Annotated in this window: 13 protein-coding genes; 8 read left to right on the top strand and 5 right to left on the bottom strand. The window is 61.8% G+C overall.

Annotated elements, in window-relative coordinates; all coding sequences use genetic code 11:
* Positions 1-79: 79 nt before the first annotated feature.
* Both BLW50_RS00615 and BLW50_RS00610 read right to left on the bottom strand, forming a co-directional pair.
* The gene (locus BLW50_RS00615) at positions 80-1261 is read right to left on the bottom strand and encodes an ABC transporter substrate-binding protein (RefSeq protein WP_170849908.1); all 1182 of its coding nucleotides are present in this window, start codon (positions 1259-1261) and stop codon (positions 80-82) included.
* A gap of 93 nt (positions 1262-1354) precedes the next feature.
* Positions 1355-2536 (bottom strand): ABC transporter substrate-binding protein, encoded by a 1182-nt coding sequence (locus BLW50_RS00610; protein ID WP_090696171.1) that lies wholly within the window; start codon positions 2534-2536, stop codon positions 1355-1357.
* A gap of 285 nt (positions 2537-2821) precedes the next feature.
* Between BLW50_RS00610 and BLW50_RS00605 the strand changes: the two genes are divergently transcribed.
* The 5 genes from BLW50_RS00605 to BLW50_RS00585 all read left to right on the top strand — a co-directional run bounded on the left by BLW50_RS00605 (position 2822) and on the right by BLW50_RS00585 (position 8103).
* Complete coding sequence (locus BLW50_RS00605) at positions 2822-3616, top strand: thymidylate synthase (protein ID WP_090696170.1); 795 nt, start codon at positions 2822-2824, stop codon at positions 3614-3616.
* Positions 3613-4155 carry a dihydrofolate reductase gene (locus tag BLW50_RS00600; RefSeq protein WP_090696169.1) on the top strand — a complete coding sequence of 181 codons (543 nt, stop codon included), beginning with the start codon at positions 3613-3615 and terminating at the stop codon, positions 4153-4155. Before BLW50_RS00605 ends, BLW50_RS00600 begins: the two co-directional genes overlap by 4 nt.
* A gap of 99 nt (positions 4156-4254) precedes the next feature.
* On the top strand, positions 4255-5442 hold the full coding sequence (gene hflK / locus BLW50_RS00595; RefSeq protein WP_090708502.1) for an FtsH protease activity modulator HflK: 1188 nt from the start codon (positions 4255-4257) through the stop codon (positions 5440-5442).
* The gene (hflC, locus tag BLW50_RS00590; protein WP_090696168.1) at positions 5439-6353 is read left to right on the top strand and encodes a protease modulator HflC; all 915 of its coding nucleotides are present in this window, start codon (positions 5439-5441) and stop codon (positions 6351-6353) included. The genes hflK and hflC overlap by 4 nt, the downstream gene beginning before the upstream one ends.
* Positions 6354-6546: 193 nt before the next feature.
* Positions 6547-8103, top strand: a complete 1557-nt coding sequence (locus tag BLW50_RS00585) for a Do family serine endopeptidase (protein ID WP_090708501.1) — start codon at positions 6547-6549, stop codon at positions 8101-8103.
* Between the two features lie 72 nt (positions 8104-8175).
* Here BLW50_RS00585 and serB read toward each other — a convergent pair whose 3' ends face one another.
* Positions 8176-9117, bottom strand: a complete 942-nt coding sequence (serB, locus tag BLW50_RS00580) for a phosphoserine phosphatase SerB (protein ID WP_090696167.1) — start codon at positions 9115-9117, stop codon at positions 8176-8178.
* Positions 9118-9176: 59 nt separating this feature from the next.
* Between serB and miaA the strand changes: the two genes are divergently transcribed.
* Positions 9177-10100: a tRNA (adenosine(37)-N6)-dimethylallyltransferase MiaA gene (gene miaA / locus BLW50_RS00575; protein WP_090696166.1), complete on the top strand. Its 924-nt coding sequence runs from the start codon at positions 9177-9179 to the stop codon at positions 10098-10100.
* Positions 10101-10129: 29 nt separating this feature from the next.
* Here miaA and BLW50_RS00570 read toward each other — a convergent pair whose 3' ends face one another.
* Positions 10130-10984, bottom strand: coding sequence for a hypothetical protein (locus BLW50_RS00570; RefSeq protein WP_090696165.1), 855 nt, complete (start codon positions 10982-10984; stop codon positions 10130-10132).
* 142 nt (positions 10985-11126) lie between these two features.
* On the opposite strand from BLW50_RS00570, the gene BLW50_RS00565 reads away from it, so the two are divergent.
* Complete coding sequence (locus tag BLW50_RS00565) at positions 11127-11573, top strand: hypothetical protein (protein WP_090696164.1); 447 nt, start codon at positions 11127-11129, stop codon at positions 11571-11573.
* 30 nt (positions 11574-11603) lie between these two features.
* Positions 11604-13280 (top strand): amidohydrolase, encoded by a 1677-nt coding sequence (locus BLW50_RS00560; RefSeq protein ID WP_170849907.1) that lies wholly within the window; start codon positions 11604-11606, stop codon positions 13278-13280.
* A gap of 103 nt (positions 13281-13383) precedes the next feature.
* Here the strand turns inward: BLW50_RS00560 and BLW50_RS00555 are convergent, their stop codons facing one another.
* On the bottom strand, positions 13384-14433 hold the full coding sequence (locus BLW50_RS00555) for an aromatic ring-hydroxylating dioxygenase subunit alpha (protein WP_090696162.1): 1050 nt from the start codon (positions 14431-14433) through the stop codon (positions 13384-13386).
* Positions 14434-14453 lie beyond the last annotated feature (20 nt).

The raw sequence follows: 14453 nt of genomic DNA, 5'->3' as shown, positions 1-14453 counted from the left end.
CGGATAAAGGCTCACGCGACTAAGGCTCATGCGATAAAGACTCTTGCGATCGCCGCTGGGCGCGCCCCTGATGGACGCGCTATTTGGCGTTCGGATTATTGTCCTTCCACGGATCGCGAACATTTTCGAACGTGGCGATATCGACATTGATGACCTTACCGTCGACCTTTTTGACTTCGCGGACATAGACATTCTGAATGATGTCGCGCTCCTTCGGATCGAAGGAAATCGGACCGCGTGGACTTTTGATCGTCTGCTTCTTCATAAAATCGATCGCCTGGTCGCCGCTGAATTTCGGCCCAAGAGCTTTCACCGTCTCGTAGACGAGCTGCATGCCATCCCACGAGGCCACGGCGACGATATCGGGAACCGCCTCACGTCCGGTGGAATCGTTGAGCGCTTTGCGGAAAGCGATGTTCTCCGGCCGCTGGTTCGATTCGGTATAATGATTGGACGAGATCGCCCCGAGCACGGAATCGCCGAAGGACGGCAGGAAGATTTCCTGCATCTCGCCCGAGCCGAGCAGCTTCATGCCCGCTTGTTTCAGACCACGACGCTCGAACTCACGCACCATCGCCACCGAAGGCGCGCCGCCCGGCGCGAAGATGAACAGCGCATCGGCCTTCGATTGCAAAGCGCGCTCCATATAGGGCGCGAAATCGGTGACGTTGAGCGGCACCCGATCTTTGCCGGCGATCTTGCCGCCGCCCTTTTCGAAGCTGGACGTGAATTCACCTTCCATATCGAGACCCGGGCCATAATCGCTGACCATCGTATAGGCGGTCTTGACCCCGTTCTTCGTCGCCCATCCACCGAGCGGCGAGATATATTGCGCCGCCGTCATGCTGACGCGGATAAAATAAGGTGATTTACGCGTGATGATCGACGTCGCCGCGTTGAGAATGACGGTCGGCGTCTGCGCCTCGGTGATCAATTCGGCCACCGCGATGGCATCCGGCGTCAGCGCGAAACCACCGAGCACATTGACCTTCTCGCGCAGGATCAGCTCCTCGGCGAACTGCCGTGACTTGGCCGCGTCACCCGCGCCCTCGTCACGCCAGATCACCTGGATTTCATGGCCGTTGACCGTCTTGCCGTTGAGTTTCTGAAAAGCCTCGACCGCTTCCTTCGCCTGTTTGCCCAGAACCGCGAACGGCCCGGAAAACGGCGCGATGATGCCGAACTTGATCACGTCGGCATGGGCTGACGACACACCAAACATCATCGCCGCGACAACCGTCGCGACCAAGGCACGTTTCATCTTCTTCCTCTCCAGCAAGACTTCACCAGGCCATGCAGCAAGACGATGAGGCAAACGATCAGGCAGGATCATTTGCCAACGCTCTTGCTGGGGCTATTTGGCGTTCGGATTGTTGTCCTTCCACGGATCGCGAACGCCCTCGGTCGTCGAAATGTCGACATTGATCAACTTGCCGTCGACTTTCTTGACCTCGCGGACATAGACATTCTGGATGATGTCGCGTTCCTTCGGATCGAACTTGACCGGACCACGCGGGCTGTTGATCGTCTGGTTCTTCATGAAGTCGATCGCCTGATCGCCCGTGAATTTCGGACCAAGCGATTTCACCGTGGAATAGACGAGCCCCATGGCGTCCCAGGCGGCGATGGAGGCCATGTCGGGAACGGTGTCCTTGCCGGTCACTTCGTTCAACACCTTCCGGAAGGCGACGTTCTCCGGCCGCTGGTTCGACTCGGTATAGTGGGTCGAGGAAATCGCGCCTATGATTGAATCGCCGAACGACGGCAGGAAGATTTCCTGCATCTCGCCCGAGCCCATCAGTTTCATCCCGGCCGTCTTCAGACCACGACGCTCGAACTCACGCACCATGGCCACCGACGGCGCGCCGGCGGGCGAAAAGATGAACAGCCCATCGGCCTTCGATTGCAAGGCGCGTTCCATATAGGGCGCATAATCGGTGACATTCAGCGGGATACGGTCCTTGCCGACGATCTTGCCGCCGCCCTTCTCGAAACCGCTGATGAACTCGCCTTCCGCATCATGGCCCGGCGCATAGTCGCTGACCATCACATAGGCGGACTTGATGCCGTTCTGCGTCGCCCAGCCACCGAGCGGCGAGATATATTGCGCCACCGTCATGCTGACGCGGATGAAATAAGGCGATTTACGCGTGACGATCGAGGTCGCGGCATTGAGGATGATCGTCGGCGTCTTTGATTCGGAGATCACTTCGGCGACCGCCAAGGCGTCCGGCGTCAGCGCGAACCCGCCGAGGACATTGACCTTTTCACGCAGGACCAGTTCTTCCGCGAACTGCCGCGACTTCGAGGCATCGCCGGCGCCTTCGTCGCGCCAGATCACTTGGATTTCGTGGCCGTTGACGCTCTTGCCATTCAATTTCTGAAAAGCATCGACGGCATCCTTGAATTGCGTGCCCCAGACCGCGAACGGCCCGGAAAACGGTGCGATGATGCCGAATTTGACGACATCGGCATAGGCAGCCGACGACAGCGATACGAGCGCCGCCACCGCGGACGCGATCAAAGTGCGTTTCATAGTCCCCTCCCGTCGACGATGAACAGCCCGTCACCCCCTCGATGACCAGCCGTCCTCAATTCGTCCCGACGAATACAAGGGCAGTTGAAACGGCTATCTAGGCGCTGTCAATCGCCAGAAATGACCAAGTTTTCATCGGTCTTTGACATTTTCCACAGTGGGCGGCGTGCCACTTGGTCGCGGCGAAACCCTTGTGAACTGCCCAACCATCGGCCGCGACGAAATGCCTGTCTCGCGCTAGACTGACGCAAATTCCATTTGCCGAATTCCATTTGCCTGGACACCATGCGCCCTTATCTCGATCTCATGCGCCGCATCCTCGAAACGGGAGCGGACAAATCCGACCGGACCGGCACTGGCACCCGCTCGGTGTTTGGCCATCAGATGCGCTTCGATCTCAGCGAAGGATTTCCGCTGGTCACAACCAAGCGCGTCCATATCAAATCCATCGTCCATGAACTGCTCTGGTTCATCGCCGGCGACACCAATGTCCGCTATCTCCACGACCACGGCGTCAGCATCTGGAACGAGTGGGCAGACGCCAACGGCGACCTCGGCCCAGTCTATGGCCATCAATGGCGCTCCTGGACGGGCGCCGACGGCCAGCCCCACGACCAGCTCAAGGCGCTGCTCAGCGAGATCAAGCGCAATCCGGATTCGCGCCGCCTGATCATTTCCGCCTGGAACGTCGCCGACCTGCCGGCGATGAAACTGGCGCCGTGCCATTGCCTGTTCCAGTTCTATGTCGCCAACGGCCGCCTCTCCTGCCAGCTCTATCAGCGCTCGGCGGATGTGTTCCTCGGCGTGCCGTTCAATATCGCCAGCTATGCCCTGCTCACCCATATGATCGCGCATGTGAGCGGGCTTGAGGTTGGCGATTTCGTGCACACCTTCGGCGACGCCCATCTCTACAACAACCATTTCGAACAGGCCCGCCTGCAATTGACGCGCGAGCCCCGGCCGCTGCCGCGCCTGAAACTCAATCCGGCCGTGAAGTCGCTGTTCGACTTCCACTATGACGATATTGCTTTCGAGAATTACGATCCGCATCCGCTGATCAAGGCGCCGGTGGCGGTGTGAACGCGGGCAAGCTTGGTACACTTCCCATCGTCCTCGTCGCCGCGGTTGCCAGCAACCGCGTCATCGGCGGCGACAACCGCTTGCTCTGGCGGCTGTCGACCGATCTCAAGCGCTATAAGGCGCTGACCTGGGGCAAGCCGATGGTCATGGGCCGCAAGACCTTCGAGTCGATCGGCAAAGCGCTGCCCGGCCGCGAAACCATTGTCATCACCCGCAATCCCGCCTTTACCGCGCCCGGTGTCCTGACGGCCCCGACCCTCGAAACAGCCCTCGAGATCGCGCACGAGCGCGCCGCGGCCATGGGCGCCAACGAAATCATCATTGCCGGAGGTGGCGAGATCTACGCCCAGGCCATGCCGCTCGCCTCCCGGCTCGAAATTACCGAAGTCGATCTGGCCCCCGAGGGGGATACGTACTTCCCCCAGGTTGACGCCGGCGCCTGGCGTCTGGTCCAACGCACCGCCCATGGGCCCGGAGGGCTGGAACTCGGCCCGAACGACCAGGCACCATTTACCTTCGTCACCTACGAACGATCGTAAATCCGGCTTATACGTTGAAAACTAGCCCGATAGCGCTTATTTGCGTTGGGCTTTGCGCAATTGCCGCGCTGGGCGGTTTGGGGAAACGAAGGGAAGTTCATGCCCTGGAATAATCAAAGCGGCGGGGGTGGGGGTGGACCCTGGCGTCCGAACAATAATCCCGGTCCGTGGGGACAAGGTCCGTCGGGCGGTGGCTCCGGCGGCGGCGGTCCGACACCGGACCTCGAGGAATTGCTGCGCCGTAGCCAGGATAAGCTGAAACAGGTGGTCCCGGGTGGCTTCATGGGCGGCGCCGGTATCGCGCTCGTCGTGGCGGCCGCCGCGGTCATCTGGCTCGCCAGTGGTATTTATACGGTGCAGCCGAACGAGGCCGGTATCGAAACCGTCTTCGGCCGCTTCACCAACCGTACCGAGAACGGCCTGCGCTATAATTGGCCCGCGCCGATCGGCAACGTCATCAAGCTGCGCGTCACCGACCGTAACAGCATCGACATTGGCTTCCGCACCCGCGAAGACCCGCGTCGTCCGAATAATCAGACCCAGAGCGATGTGCCCGAAGAAAGCCTGATGCTCACCGGCGATGAAAACATCGCCGACGTGAAATTCCGCGTCATCTGGCAGATCGACCCGACCAAGCCGGAAGAATATGCCTTCAACGTGCGTGAGGTGCGCGAGACCATCAAGGCGGTTTCCGAAAGCGCCATGCGCGAGATCGTCGGCCGCACGCAGATCCAGAAGATCCTCACCGCCGAACGTAAAGTGATCGAACCGGCGGCTCAGGATCTGACCCAGCGCGTGCTGAACGATTACAAGGCCGGTGTGCAGATTCTGCAGGTGCAATTGCTCTCGGTCGATCCGCCCGAGCAGGTCATTGCGGCCTTCCGCGACGTCACCGCCGCGCAACAGGACCTCGATCGCTTGCGCAACGAAGCCGAAGCCTATGCCAATCGCGTCGTGCCGGAAGCACGCGGTGGCGCGGCCCGCATTCTTCAGGAAGCCGAAGCTTATCGCGAGCAGACGGTTGCCGAAGCACGCGGTCAGGCCTCGCGCTTCACCCAGGTCTACGACCAATATCGCCTTGCGCCCGATGTGACGCGCGAGCGCATGTATCTTGAAACCATGGAGCGTGTTTTGGCAGGCGCCAACAAGATCATTCTCGATCAGGGCGCTGGCCAGGGTCAGGGCGGCGTCGTGCCGGTTCTGCCGCTCGGCCAAATGCTCGATTCGTCGGCGGCAAGCACGGCCGCGCCGACCTCTGCACCGCAGCAGGGAGCGCCCCGTCGATGAACAAGTCCGTCTTCGGCTTTGCCGGCCTCATCGTTCTCGTGGCGCTGATTTTCGTCGGCTACAGCGCCACGTTCACTGTCAATCAGACTGAATATGCCCTGCTGCTGCGCTTCGGCGAGCCGGTTCCCGGCCGCGCCGTCGTCAAGGAGCCGGGCCTGCACTTCAAGGCGCCCTTTATCGAGAACGTGGTCTATTTCGACAACCGCATCCTCGATCTCGAAACGCCGAAACAGGAAGTGCTCGCCTCCGACAACAACCGCATCGAAGTCGACGCCTTCCTGCGTTATCGCATCACCGACATCCTGCAGTTCTATCGTTCGGTGCGCACGATCAACGGCGGCAACAACCAACTCGCCTCGATCCTGAACTCGGCCGTGCGCCGCGTGCTGGGCGAAGCGACCATGGTTCAGCTCGTCCGCGACGACCGCTCCAACCTGATGCGTCGCATCCGCGATCAGGTGAACCAGGAATCGACCAAGTTCGGTGTCGAGATCAACGACGTGCGCATCCGCCGCGCCGACCTGCCGCGACAGATTTCCGAACAGGTCTTCCGCCGCATGCAGACGGAACGCGCCAGGGAAGCGGCCGACTACCGCGCCCAGGGTGCCGAACAGGCGCAGCGCATCACCTCGAAGGCGGATCGCGACGTTGTCGTCCTCCGCGCCGAGGCGCAGCGCCAAGCCGACCAGACCCGAGGCGAAGGCGATGCCGAGCGTAACCGTGTCTTCAACGAAGCTTTTGGCAAGGACCCGGGCTTCTTCGGTTTCTACCGCTCCATGCAAGCCTATGAAGCAGCGTTGAAACCGGGTGAGACCCGCATGGTCATCAGCCCGAATACGGAGTTTTTCCGCTATTTCAACCGCCCCAGCGGCGTGGCGGCTCCGGCCTCCGGGTCGAAACCCAGCAATTGAGCAGGTCTTTGACCCCACTCATTGAGTAAGACACCCGTTTCGGCGCAGACTTGGCTTCAAGTCTGCGCCGAACGTCCTATATGGAACTGACATTCCCGTGATCAGGCCGAAACACATCCGTTTTTCCGCCTGAATGTAAGTTAAAACAGGATCGGCTCAAAATTGCGATGAGCCAATCGAGGAGATGATGTCGATGACCAAACCGGTGATCCCAGCGAAAGGCGCCCCTGCCTCGCGTTCCCTGGCCCCGCGCCTGCGGCGGGTGTCCGCGGCACTGCTGATCGCCCTTGGCACGGGATCGGCCGCCCTCCTTCCTCTGGCGCCGCTGCCGGCCTTGGCCCGCGGCACGCCGGACAGCTTCGCCGATCTGGCGGCGCAGGTTTCTGACGCCGTCGTCAACATTTCCGTATCGCAAGCGGTCGCCGATCGCCGCAGCGGTCCTGGAATTGGCCCCAACATTCCGCGCGGCACCCCCTTCGACGATCTGTTCGAGGAATTCTTCCGCCGTCGTGGCCAGGGGCAAGGCCAGGGCCAGGACGATAGTCAGCAACGGCCGCAGCGCCGCTCCAATTCGCTGGGCTCGGGCTTCGTCATCGATCCCTCCGGCATCATCGTCACCAACAACCATGTGGTTGGCGACGCCACCGACGTGACGGTGATATTCACCGACGGCACCCGCCTGAAGGCGGAAATCCTGGGTAAGGATTCCAAGAGCGACGTGGCGGTGCTGCGCGTCAAGCCGGAGAAGCCGCTGAAGGCGGTGAAGTTCGGCGACAGCAACAAAACCCGCGTCGGCGACTGGGTGATGGCGGTCGGCAACCCGTTCGGCCTGGGCGGCACGGTCACCGTCGGCATCCTCTCGGCTCGTAACCGCAACATCAACAGCGGCCCCTACGACGACTATCTGCAGACCGACGCCTCGATCAATCGCGGCAACTCAGGCGGCCCGCTGTTCAACGTCGATGGCGAAGTCATCGGCGTCAACACGGCCATCCTGTCGCCGTCGGGCGGTTCGGTCGGCATCGGCTTCGCCTCGCCCTCCAACATTCTCGCGCCGCTGGTCGAGCAATTGCAGAAATTCGGCGAGACCCGCCGCGGCTGGCTCGGCGTCAAGATCCAGTCCGTCGATGATGATGTCGCTGACAGCCTTGGCCTCGGCAAGGCGCGTGGCGCCCTCGTCGCCGGCGTCGATGACAAAGGCCCGGCGAAACCAGCCGGCATCAAGGCCGGCGACGTGATCGTTAAGTTCGACGGCACCGAAGTGAAGACCTCGGCCGACCTGCCGCGCATTGTTGCCGGCACCGCGGTTGGTAAGGATGTCGATGTCTTGATCGTGCGTGGCGGCAAGGAGCAGACCTTGAAGGTCAAGCTCGGTCGCCTCGAAGATGGCGAACGTCAGGCCGCGCTCAATCCCGGCCGCAACGACACCGTACCCGAGCCGCGCACGACCACGCAGAAGGCGCTCGGCATGGAGTTCTCCAACCTCAACGACGCCAACCGGACGAAGTTCTCGATCAAGGAAGGCATCAAAGGGGTCGTGGTGACCAATGTCGATCCTAACTCCCCGGCCGCTGACAAGCGCATCCAGGCCGGCGATACGATCGTGGAAATCAACCAGGAAGCCGTCAATCTGCCCACCGACATCGCCACCAAGATGAAGGCAGCCAAGGAACAGGGGCGTAAATCGGCGCTGTTCCTCGTCGCCAATTCCCAAGGCGAAGTGCGCTTCGTCGCCCTGCCGGTGGAATAAGCTTCCACCGCATCTGACTTAAATTTATCGCCCCGCGTGACCCTCACGCGGGGCGATTTTTTATTGCCATTTTTATTGCACGGCGCCGGAGACAAACTCATCGCGGCGATAGCCCTGCATGAAGAGCAGCGCCGTCAGATCGCCATGGTCGATGCGTGCATGGGCGGCTTCCGCCACCGCCGGCTTGGCATGGAAGGCAACGCCCAACCCCGCCTCGCCGAGCATGGCCAGATCGTTGGCGCCGTCGCCCACCGCCAGAGTGTCTTCGCGCGCGATCGCGCGTGCGTCGCGCAGTTCGATCAGCGAGGCCAGTTTCGCCTCCCGCCCGAGGATCGGCTCACGCACCAGACCGGCCAGTTTGCCATCCTCAACGATCAGCTCGTTCGACCTGTCTTCATGGAAGCCGATCATCTTGCCGATGCGACCGGTGAACAAAGTGAAGCCACCGGAGACCAGCGCCGTATAGGCGCCGTTGGCGCGCATGGTCATCACCAATTCGCGCCCGCCGGGCGTCAAAGTAATGCGCTCGGCGATGACCTTGTCGACCACGTTGGCGGAAAGCCCCTTGAGCAGGGCGACACGCTCACGCAAAGCCGGCTCGAAATCGATCTCGCCGCGCATGGCGCGCTCGGTGATCGCCGCCACATGCTCTTTCATGCCAACGAACGCCGCGAGTTCGTCGATACATTCCTGGCCGATCATGGTCGAATCCATATCGGCCAGGAACAATTTCTTGCGCCGATGACCATTGCGCTGGCACACCACGTCAACCGGCAGCGCCTTGACCTCATGCGCGATATCCTCGGCATAGGACGAGATCAGTTCGTGCTCGATATCGGAATTCGGCTCGATGCGGGTGCCGCCCAGGTCGAAGGTGATATCCACAGCCTCGTCGGGCGCGAGCCAGGCCGCGACGGTGCCATGCGGCACGATGCGGGCGGCCTTGCGCACGATGTCGGCGCTGAGGGCCTTGCTACCGGGTTTGGCGATCAGGGTTGCGATATAGGGTTCCACAGGGCATCCATCAGAGAGGCGGCAGGACGCAGGTGCCTAGGCCGCTACGGAGCAAAGATTTGGTTTCGGCTGTTCTCATCGCAGGCCCGACGGCAAGCGGCAAGTCCGCCCTGGCGATTTCGCTCGGCCAACGCCTGGGCGGGACGGTCATTAACGCCGATTCCATGCAGGTTTACCGGGATCTGCGCATCATCACCGCCCGCCCGACGGTCGAGGAGGAAGCAGCCCTCCCCCACCGCCTGTTCGGCCATGTCGATGCCGCCACCAATTATTCAACCGGCTTCTGGATCGCCGACGCGGTTGCAGCCCTTGAGGCAGTGCGCGCAGAAGGTCGCCTGCCGATCCTGTGCGGCGGCACCGGCCTGTATTTCAAGGCGCTGCTGCGCGGGCTCTCGGACATCCCGAAAGTGCCCGACGAGGTGCGCGCCCGCGTGCGGGCGCAAGCCGAGGGTCTGCCGCCGGCCGTCTTGCACGAGCGCCTCAAAGCCCTCGATCCGCTGACAGCGGCGGGCCTGCGCCCGAGCGATCCGCAACGCATCCTGCGCGCGCTCGAAGTGTTCGAGGCGACCGGCCAGCCTCTGAAGAGTTTTCAGGAGAAACGCGCCGCGCCATTGCTCGACGCCACCCAATGTCGCTGCCTCTTCCTGGCGCCCGAACGCACCGAACTCTTCGACCGCATCGACCGTCGCTTCGATACGATGATGGCGGCGGGGGCGCTCGACGAGGTCGAAGCGCTGGCGGCCCGCGCGCTGGATCCAGCTTTGCCCGCCATGCGCGCCCATGGCGTGCCGGGTCTCATTGCCTCTCTCAATGGTACGATGACCCGCGAAGACGCGATCGCCAAAGGCAAGCTCGACACGCGCCATTATGCCAAACGCCAGTTCACCTGGTTCCGCCACCAATTGCCTGAGTTCGAATGGATGAGTGTCGAAGCGGCGCAAGGGCTCGTGCGGAACGTTTCTATCGAAACGCGATTTTCCTAGAGCGCGATTGACGCGCGCCTGTCCTGTCGTCAGTCCACGCTCGCGCATTGGGTCGAGGTTACGGCCTCCAAGCGGCCTGGGATCGAAGCATTGCGGCTGAAGCCGCCAACCGGCGACGAGACTTTCCACGTTCCATTCATGGTGAGTGTACCGCCCGTATCGGATACCGCCTGCGTATAGGTGCCGCCCCCCGACCAGGGCACGCCACCCGCCGAGCCCCCAAGCGAGTAACCGCCGCCGTTCTCCCCCGACGGCGTGAACGTGTAACGCAGGCCCGACATCTTGCCCTTCGGACTCAGAGTGAAAGGCTTGGTCAGATCACAGATCATATGATCGATCACTAGATCGTGGGCCTGCACGGTGTAGTGATAGACCTTCTTCTTGCACATCTGATCGACGAGATCGGCCGCGATCTTGTCCGCGGTTTCAATGAGACGGCTGTTCTTGACGTTGCCCTCGAGCCACGCGACCGTCTTGTTGGTCACAAGATTGGTGACTTCGAGTACATAGTCGAGACCGCCATCGTTATCGAAACCGGCAGCGCCATTCACCGCGTCGGATACGACGACCTTGCTGTCCGAAAGTCCATTCTTCTGCGAATAGCCTTTTCTCTGCAGCATTTCCTCTGTCTGGCGTCCTTTGATCGCCTGCTCGCTGACATCGACGGCCTTGACGTCACAGCGTCCGCTCCCCTGCGCCTTCTCCACGGCTGCGGCGATCGCGGACCGCAGCGCATTCTCGAAACTGGCGACTTGGCCCGGCGCGGTATCACCTGGATTCATCACCAGGACAGAACCCATAGCAATCCGAATTTCCGCCGCCACTGGCATTGCCAGGAGCATCATCCCCACCAGCGCCAGAAGCGCATTCCGGATTACTGCCATCGCTGAAGCCCCACCTTCGCCACGTCGAGGGAAATCATGTTCGCATCTGCAAACATTTTCAACCCGCCCCTGAGTCGACCTTGACCATTGACGGACCCGTCGCCTGGGGCTCTACTTCGCTCAATAGCGAGGAGAGAACGCCATGAAACAGTCCGTTGGTCACTCCGCATTCCGTTGTGACGCCATCACCCCCTCGGTCGACCGTCGCCATCTCCTCCTCGCCTTAGCGGCACTGCCGCTGTTGGCGCGCCCGGTCCGCGCCGCCGATCAGAACAGCCTCAAGATCGGTGACCTCGTCGACGCCCAAGGCAATGCGAGTGCGCACGCCCTCGCCGCCAATGGCGAGCACGTCACCCTGCGGGGCTATTATGCGCCGGTGACGACGGACGGCCGTTTCGATCTCTACGAAGGCCCAGCCGCGCCCTGCCAACTCTGCGGCATGATCCACGATGCCGGCGCCAACATCAGCATCGAGGCCGATGCGCCCGCCGAGGCCGTGATGACGCGCCTGATCGAGGTCACTGGCAGGCTCGCAGCCGCAAGCGGAGAGCCGCCGCGCCTCATCGCCGCCACCGCCTCGATCGCCTGATCGCAAAGGTCAAACCACATGATCCGCTTCATGGCTCATCTGAGCATCGGCGTATGCGCGCTCGCCTTCGCCACTCTCACCGCGCAGGCGCAAAACGCCGACACGATCCTGCGCAACGGCAAGATTTACACGATCGACAAGGCCTTCGGAACGGCTGAGGCCGTGGCCATCCGCGACGGCCGCATCAGCGCCGTCGGCGACGAAGCGACCGTGATGAAACAAGCGGGCCCGACGACACAGGTCATCGACCTCGCCGGCCGTGTCGTCATTCCAGGCCTCACCGATACCCATCTGCATCAATCCTTCGCCGCGACCAATCTGCCGGCCGTGCAACTGATCGACGCCCGCTCCGTGGCCGATGTGCAAAAGCGCATCGCCGAGCGCGCCGCCCAAACGCCCGCGGGCCAATGGATCGTCGCCTCCTCCGGCTGGCACGAAAGCCTGCTCGCCGAGGGACGCCTGCCGACGCGCTTCGAACTCGACAAGGCCGCGCCCGATCATCCCGTCATCATCCCCCGTGGCGGCCATGTGGTGACGATCAACAGCAAGGCGCTGGAACTCGCGGGCATCACCAAGGAGACGAAGAGCCCGGCGGGCGGCGTCATCGTGCGCGATCCCACAACCGGCGAGGCCACCGGCGTGCTGCTGGAATCGGCTGCCTATTTCGCCCGCAAGGTGCAGCCGCCGCCACCGCCGCCCGAGCGTTTCCTTGAGCTGTTGAAAGCGCAGATGCAGCAATTGAATGCGCTCGGCATCGTCGGCGTCGTCGAACCCGGCATCGACGAGCGCATCGCCGGCCTCTATCAGCGCCTGCGCGACAATGGCGAGATGACCGTGCGCACCGACCTGCTCTATCGTGCTGTCGGGCTGGAACAGGTGCAGAAGGGCCTGGCCATGCGCAGCATGAAGAATGACGACATGCTGCGCTTCGTCGGCTTCAAATTCCTGCTCGATGGCGGCGTCGAAGGCGCGCGCTTGCGCGAGCCCTATCGGATCGTCCCCGGCGAACAGCCGGACAAGGATTATCGCGGCCTCCTTCTGCTGCCGCCGGGCGGCGAAGACGAATGGGCGAAAGCCCTGCAGCTCATCGCCGACGCAGGCTTGCAGGCGCAGACCCATGCGGTCGGCGATGAAACCATCGATGTCGTCGTGCGCGGCTATGAAAAGGTCAATGCCACGCGACCGATCCGCGACCTGCGCTGGGCCATCATGCATATCTTCCTGCCGAGTGACGCGGCGCTCAAGACGATGAGCGACATCGGCATCATGGCGACCGTGCAAGATCATGCGGTGCTGCTCGGCCACAATCAGCGCCGCTGGTGGGGCGACGAGCGCGCTGCCTATGCGATCCCGATCCGCAAGATCCTCGATGCCAAGATCATGACCGGCGGCGGTTCGGATGGCCCTGTAGTGCCCTTCGATCCCTTCCAATCCATGTGGTGGATGACGACGCGCCAGACCCTGAACGGCTATGCGCTTGGCCCCGAACAGGCGATCACGCCGCGCGAGGCGCTGACGCTCTACACCATCAACAATGCCATCCTGATGGGCGTCGAAAAGGAACGCGGCTCCATCGAGACCGGCAAGCTTGCCGATCTCGTCGTGCTGTCGAAGGATATTCTGACGATCCCGCCGGCGGAAATCCGCGACACCAAGGCGCTGATGACCATGCTGGGCGGCAAGGTCGTTCACCGCACGGGCATCTAAGCGCTATAGCGTTTCGCAGCTCGACGGAATCGTCGAGCTGTGAAGACGTGTCCAAATAAGAGGACCTAAGCAAAATCACGTTTCTACCGAAACGTGATTTGCTCTAGGCGGCTTCTTCCAGCGCCAGAAGCGCTGCGAGCTGCCGCCTGACGCGAATGGCGCTGACATCACCGACGCCAGACAATTCGCTGCGCGCATTGGCAAAGCGGTCGACCATCGGTTCGATTTTTTCCAGCGCTTCGACATCCTCTTCGCGCGTTTTATTCACGGCGGTCTTGAGCCATTGGTCGAAGTCCGGTGCGTCCAGCCGAACATTGCGAACGACGCCGCTGAAGTTATAGCTCATATGCGGCGTTTCCGGCGTCACGCATTGCAGATGATAGGTTGTACTCAGCAGTTTGCGCTCGCCCTTGCTGGCCGCCGTGTAGAAACGCAGATAGGCAGCAACGAGGCCGGGGCCGTAAAAGACCGAACCCAATTCCAGGTCCAGCGGCTCGCTGTTGTCGGGAATAGCGTTCCGCGCGTAGCTCATATCCGGGCTTTGATTGATCAACCAACGCGCGCACTGAATACGCTGATCCGCATCGTCTTGCGGCGCCACTTCTCCAGCCGCCGGCGCTTCAATCGTCTTTAAATGGATGAAGCCGACATGGCTCAGGTCCATCACATTATCGATGACAAGCGACCATCTCGCCTTGATGCTGGTCATGCCGTTTTCGACGGTCTTCCAGCCCGGCACATCCATGCCGATTTCGGAAATTTGCGGCATCTTGGTCATGTCGACAGCCGAAGCATCGCCCATCCAGATCCAAACAGCGCCGCCGCGTTCCACCAGCGGATAAATCCGCTGCCGAAACTGCTGGGGAACTTTGTCCTGAGCCGGAATGCGCACACACGCGCCTTGCGGACTATAGGTAAAGCCATGATAGGGGCACATGATATCGTCGCCGATCAGCCGCCCATCGACCAGCGGATGGGTCCGGTGCGGGCACAATCCAAACATGGCAACTGGCTCACCGCTCTCCGTGCGGTAGAAGACGATCGGCTCTTCCATGATGGTGCGCTGAAAGGGCTTGCGAGTGATCTCACTCCCCCAGGCCGCCACATACCAGGCATTGCGGATATAGGCTCGATCTGAATTGAACGGATACATGTGCTTCCTCCCAGAAGCGA

The sequence above is a fragment of the Beijerinckia sp. 28-YEA-48 genome, from assembly GCF_900104955.1.
Classification (GTDB): Bacteria; Pseudomonadota; Alphaproteobacteria; order Rhizobiales; family Beijerinckiaceae; genus Terripilifer.
This window is presented reverse-complemented; position numbering and strand designations above follow the sequence as displayed.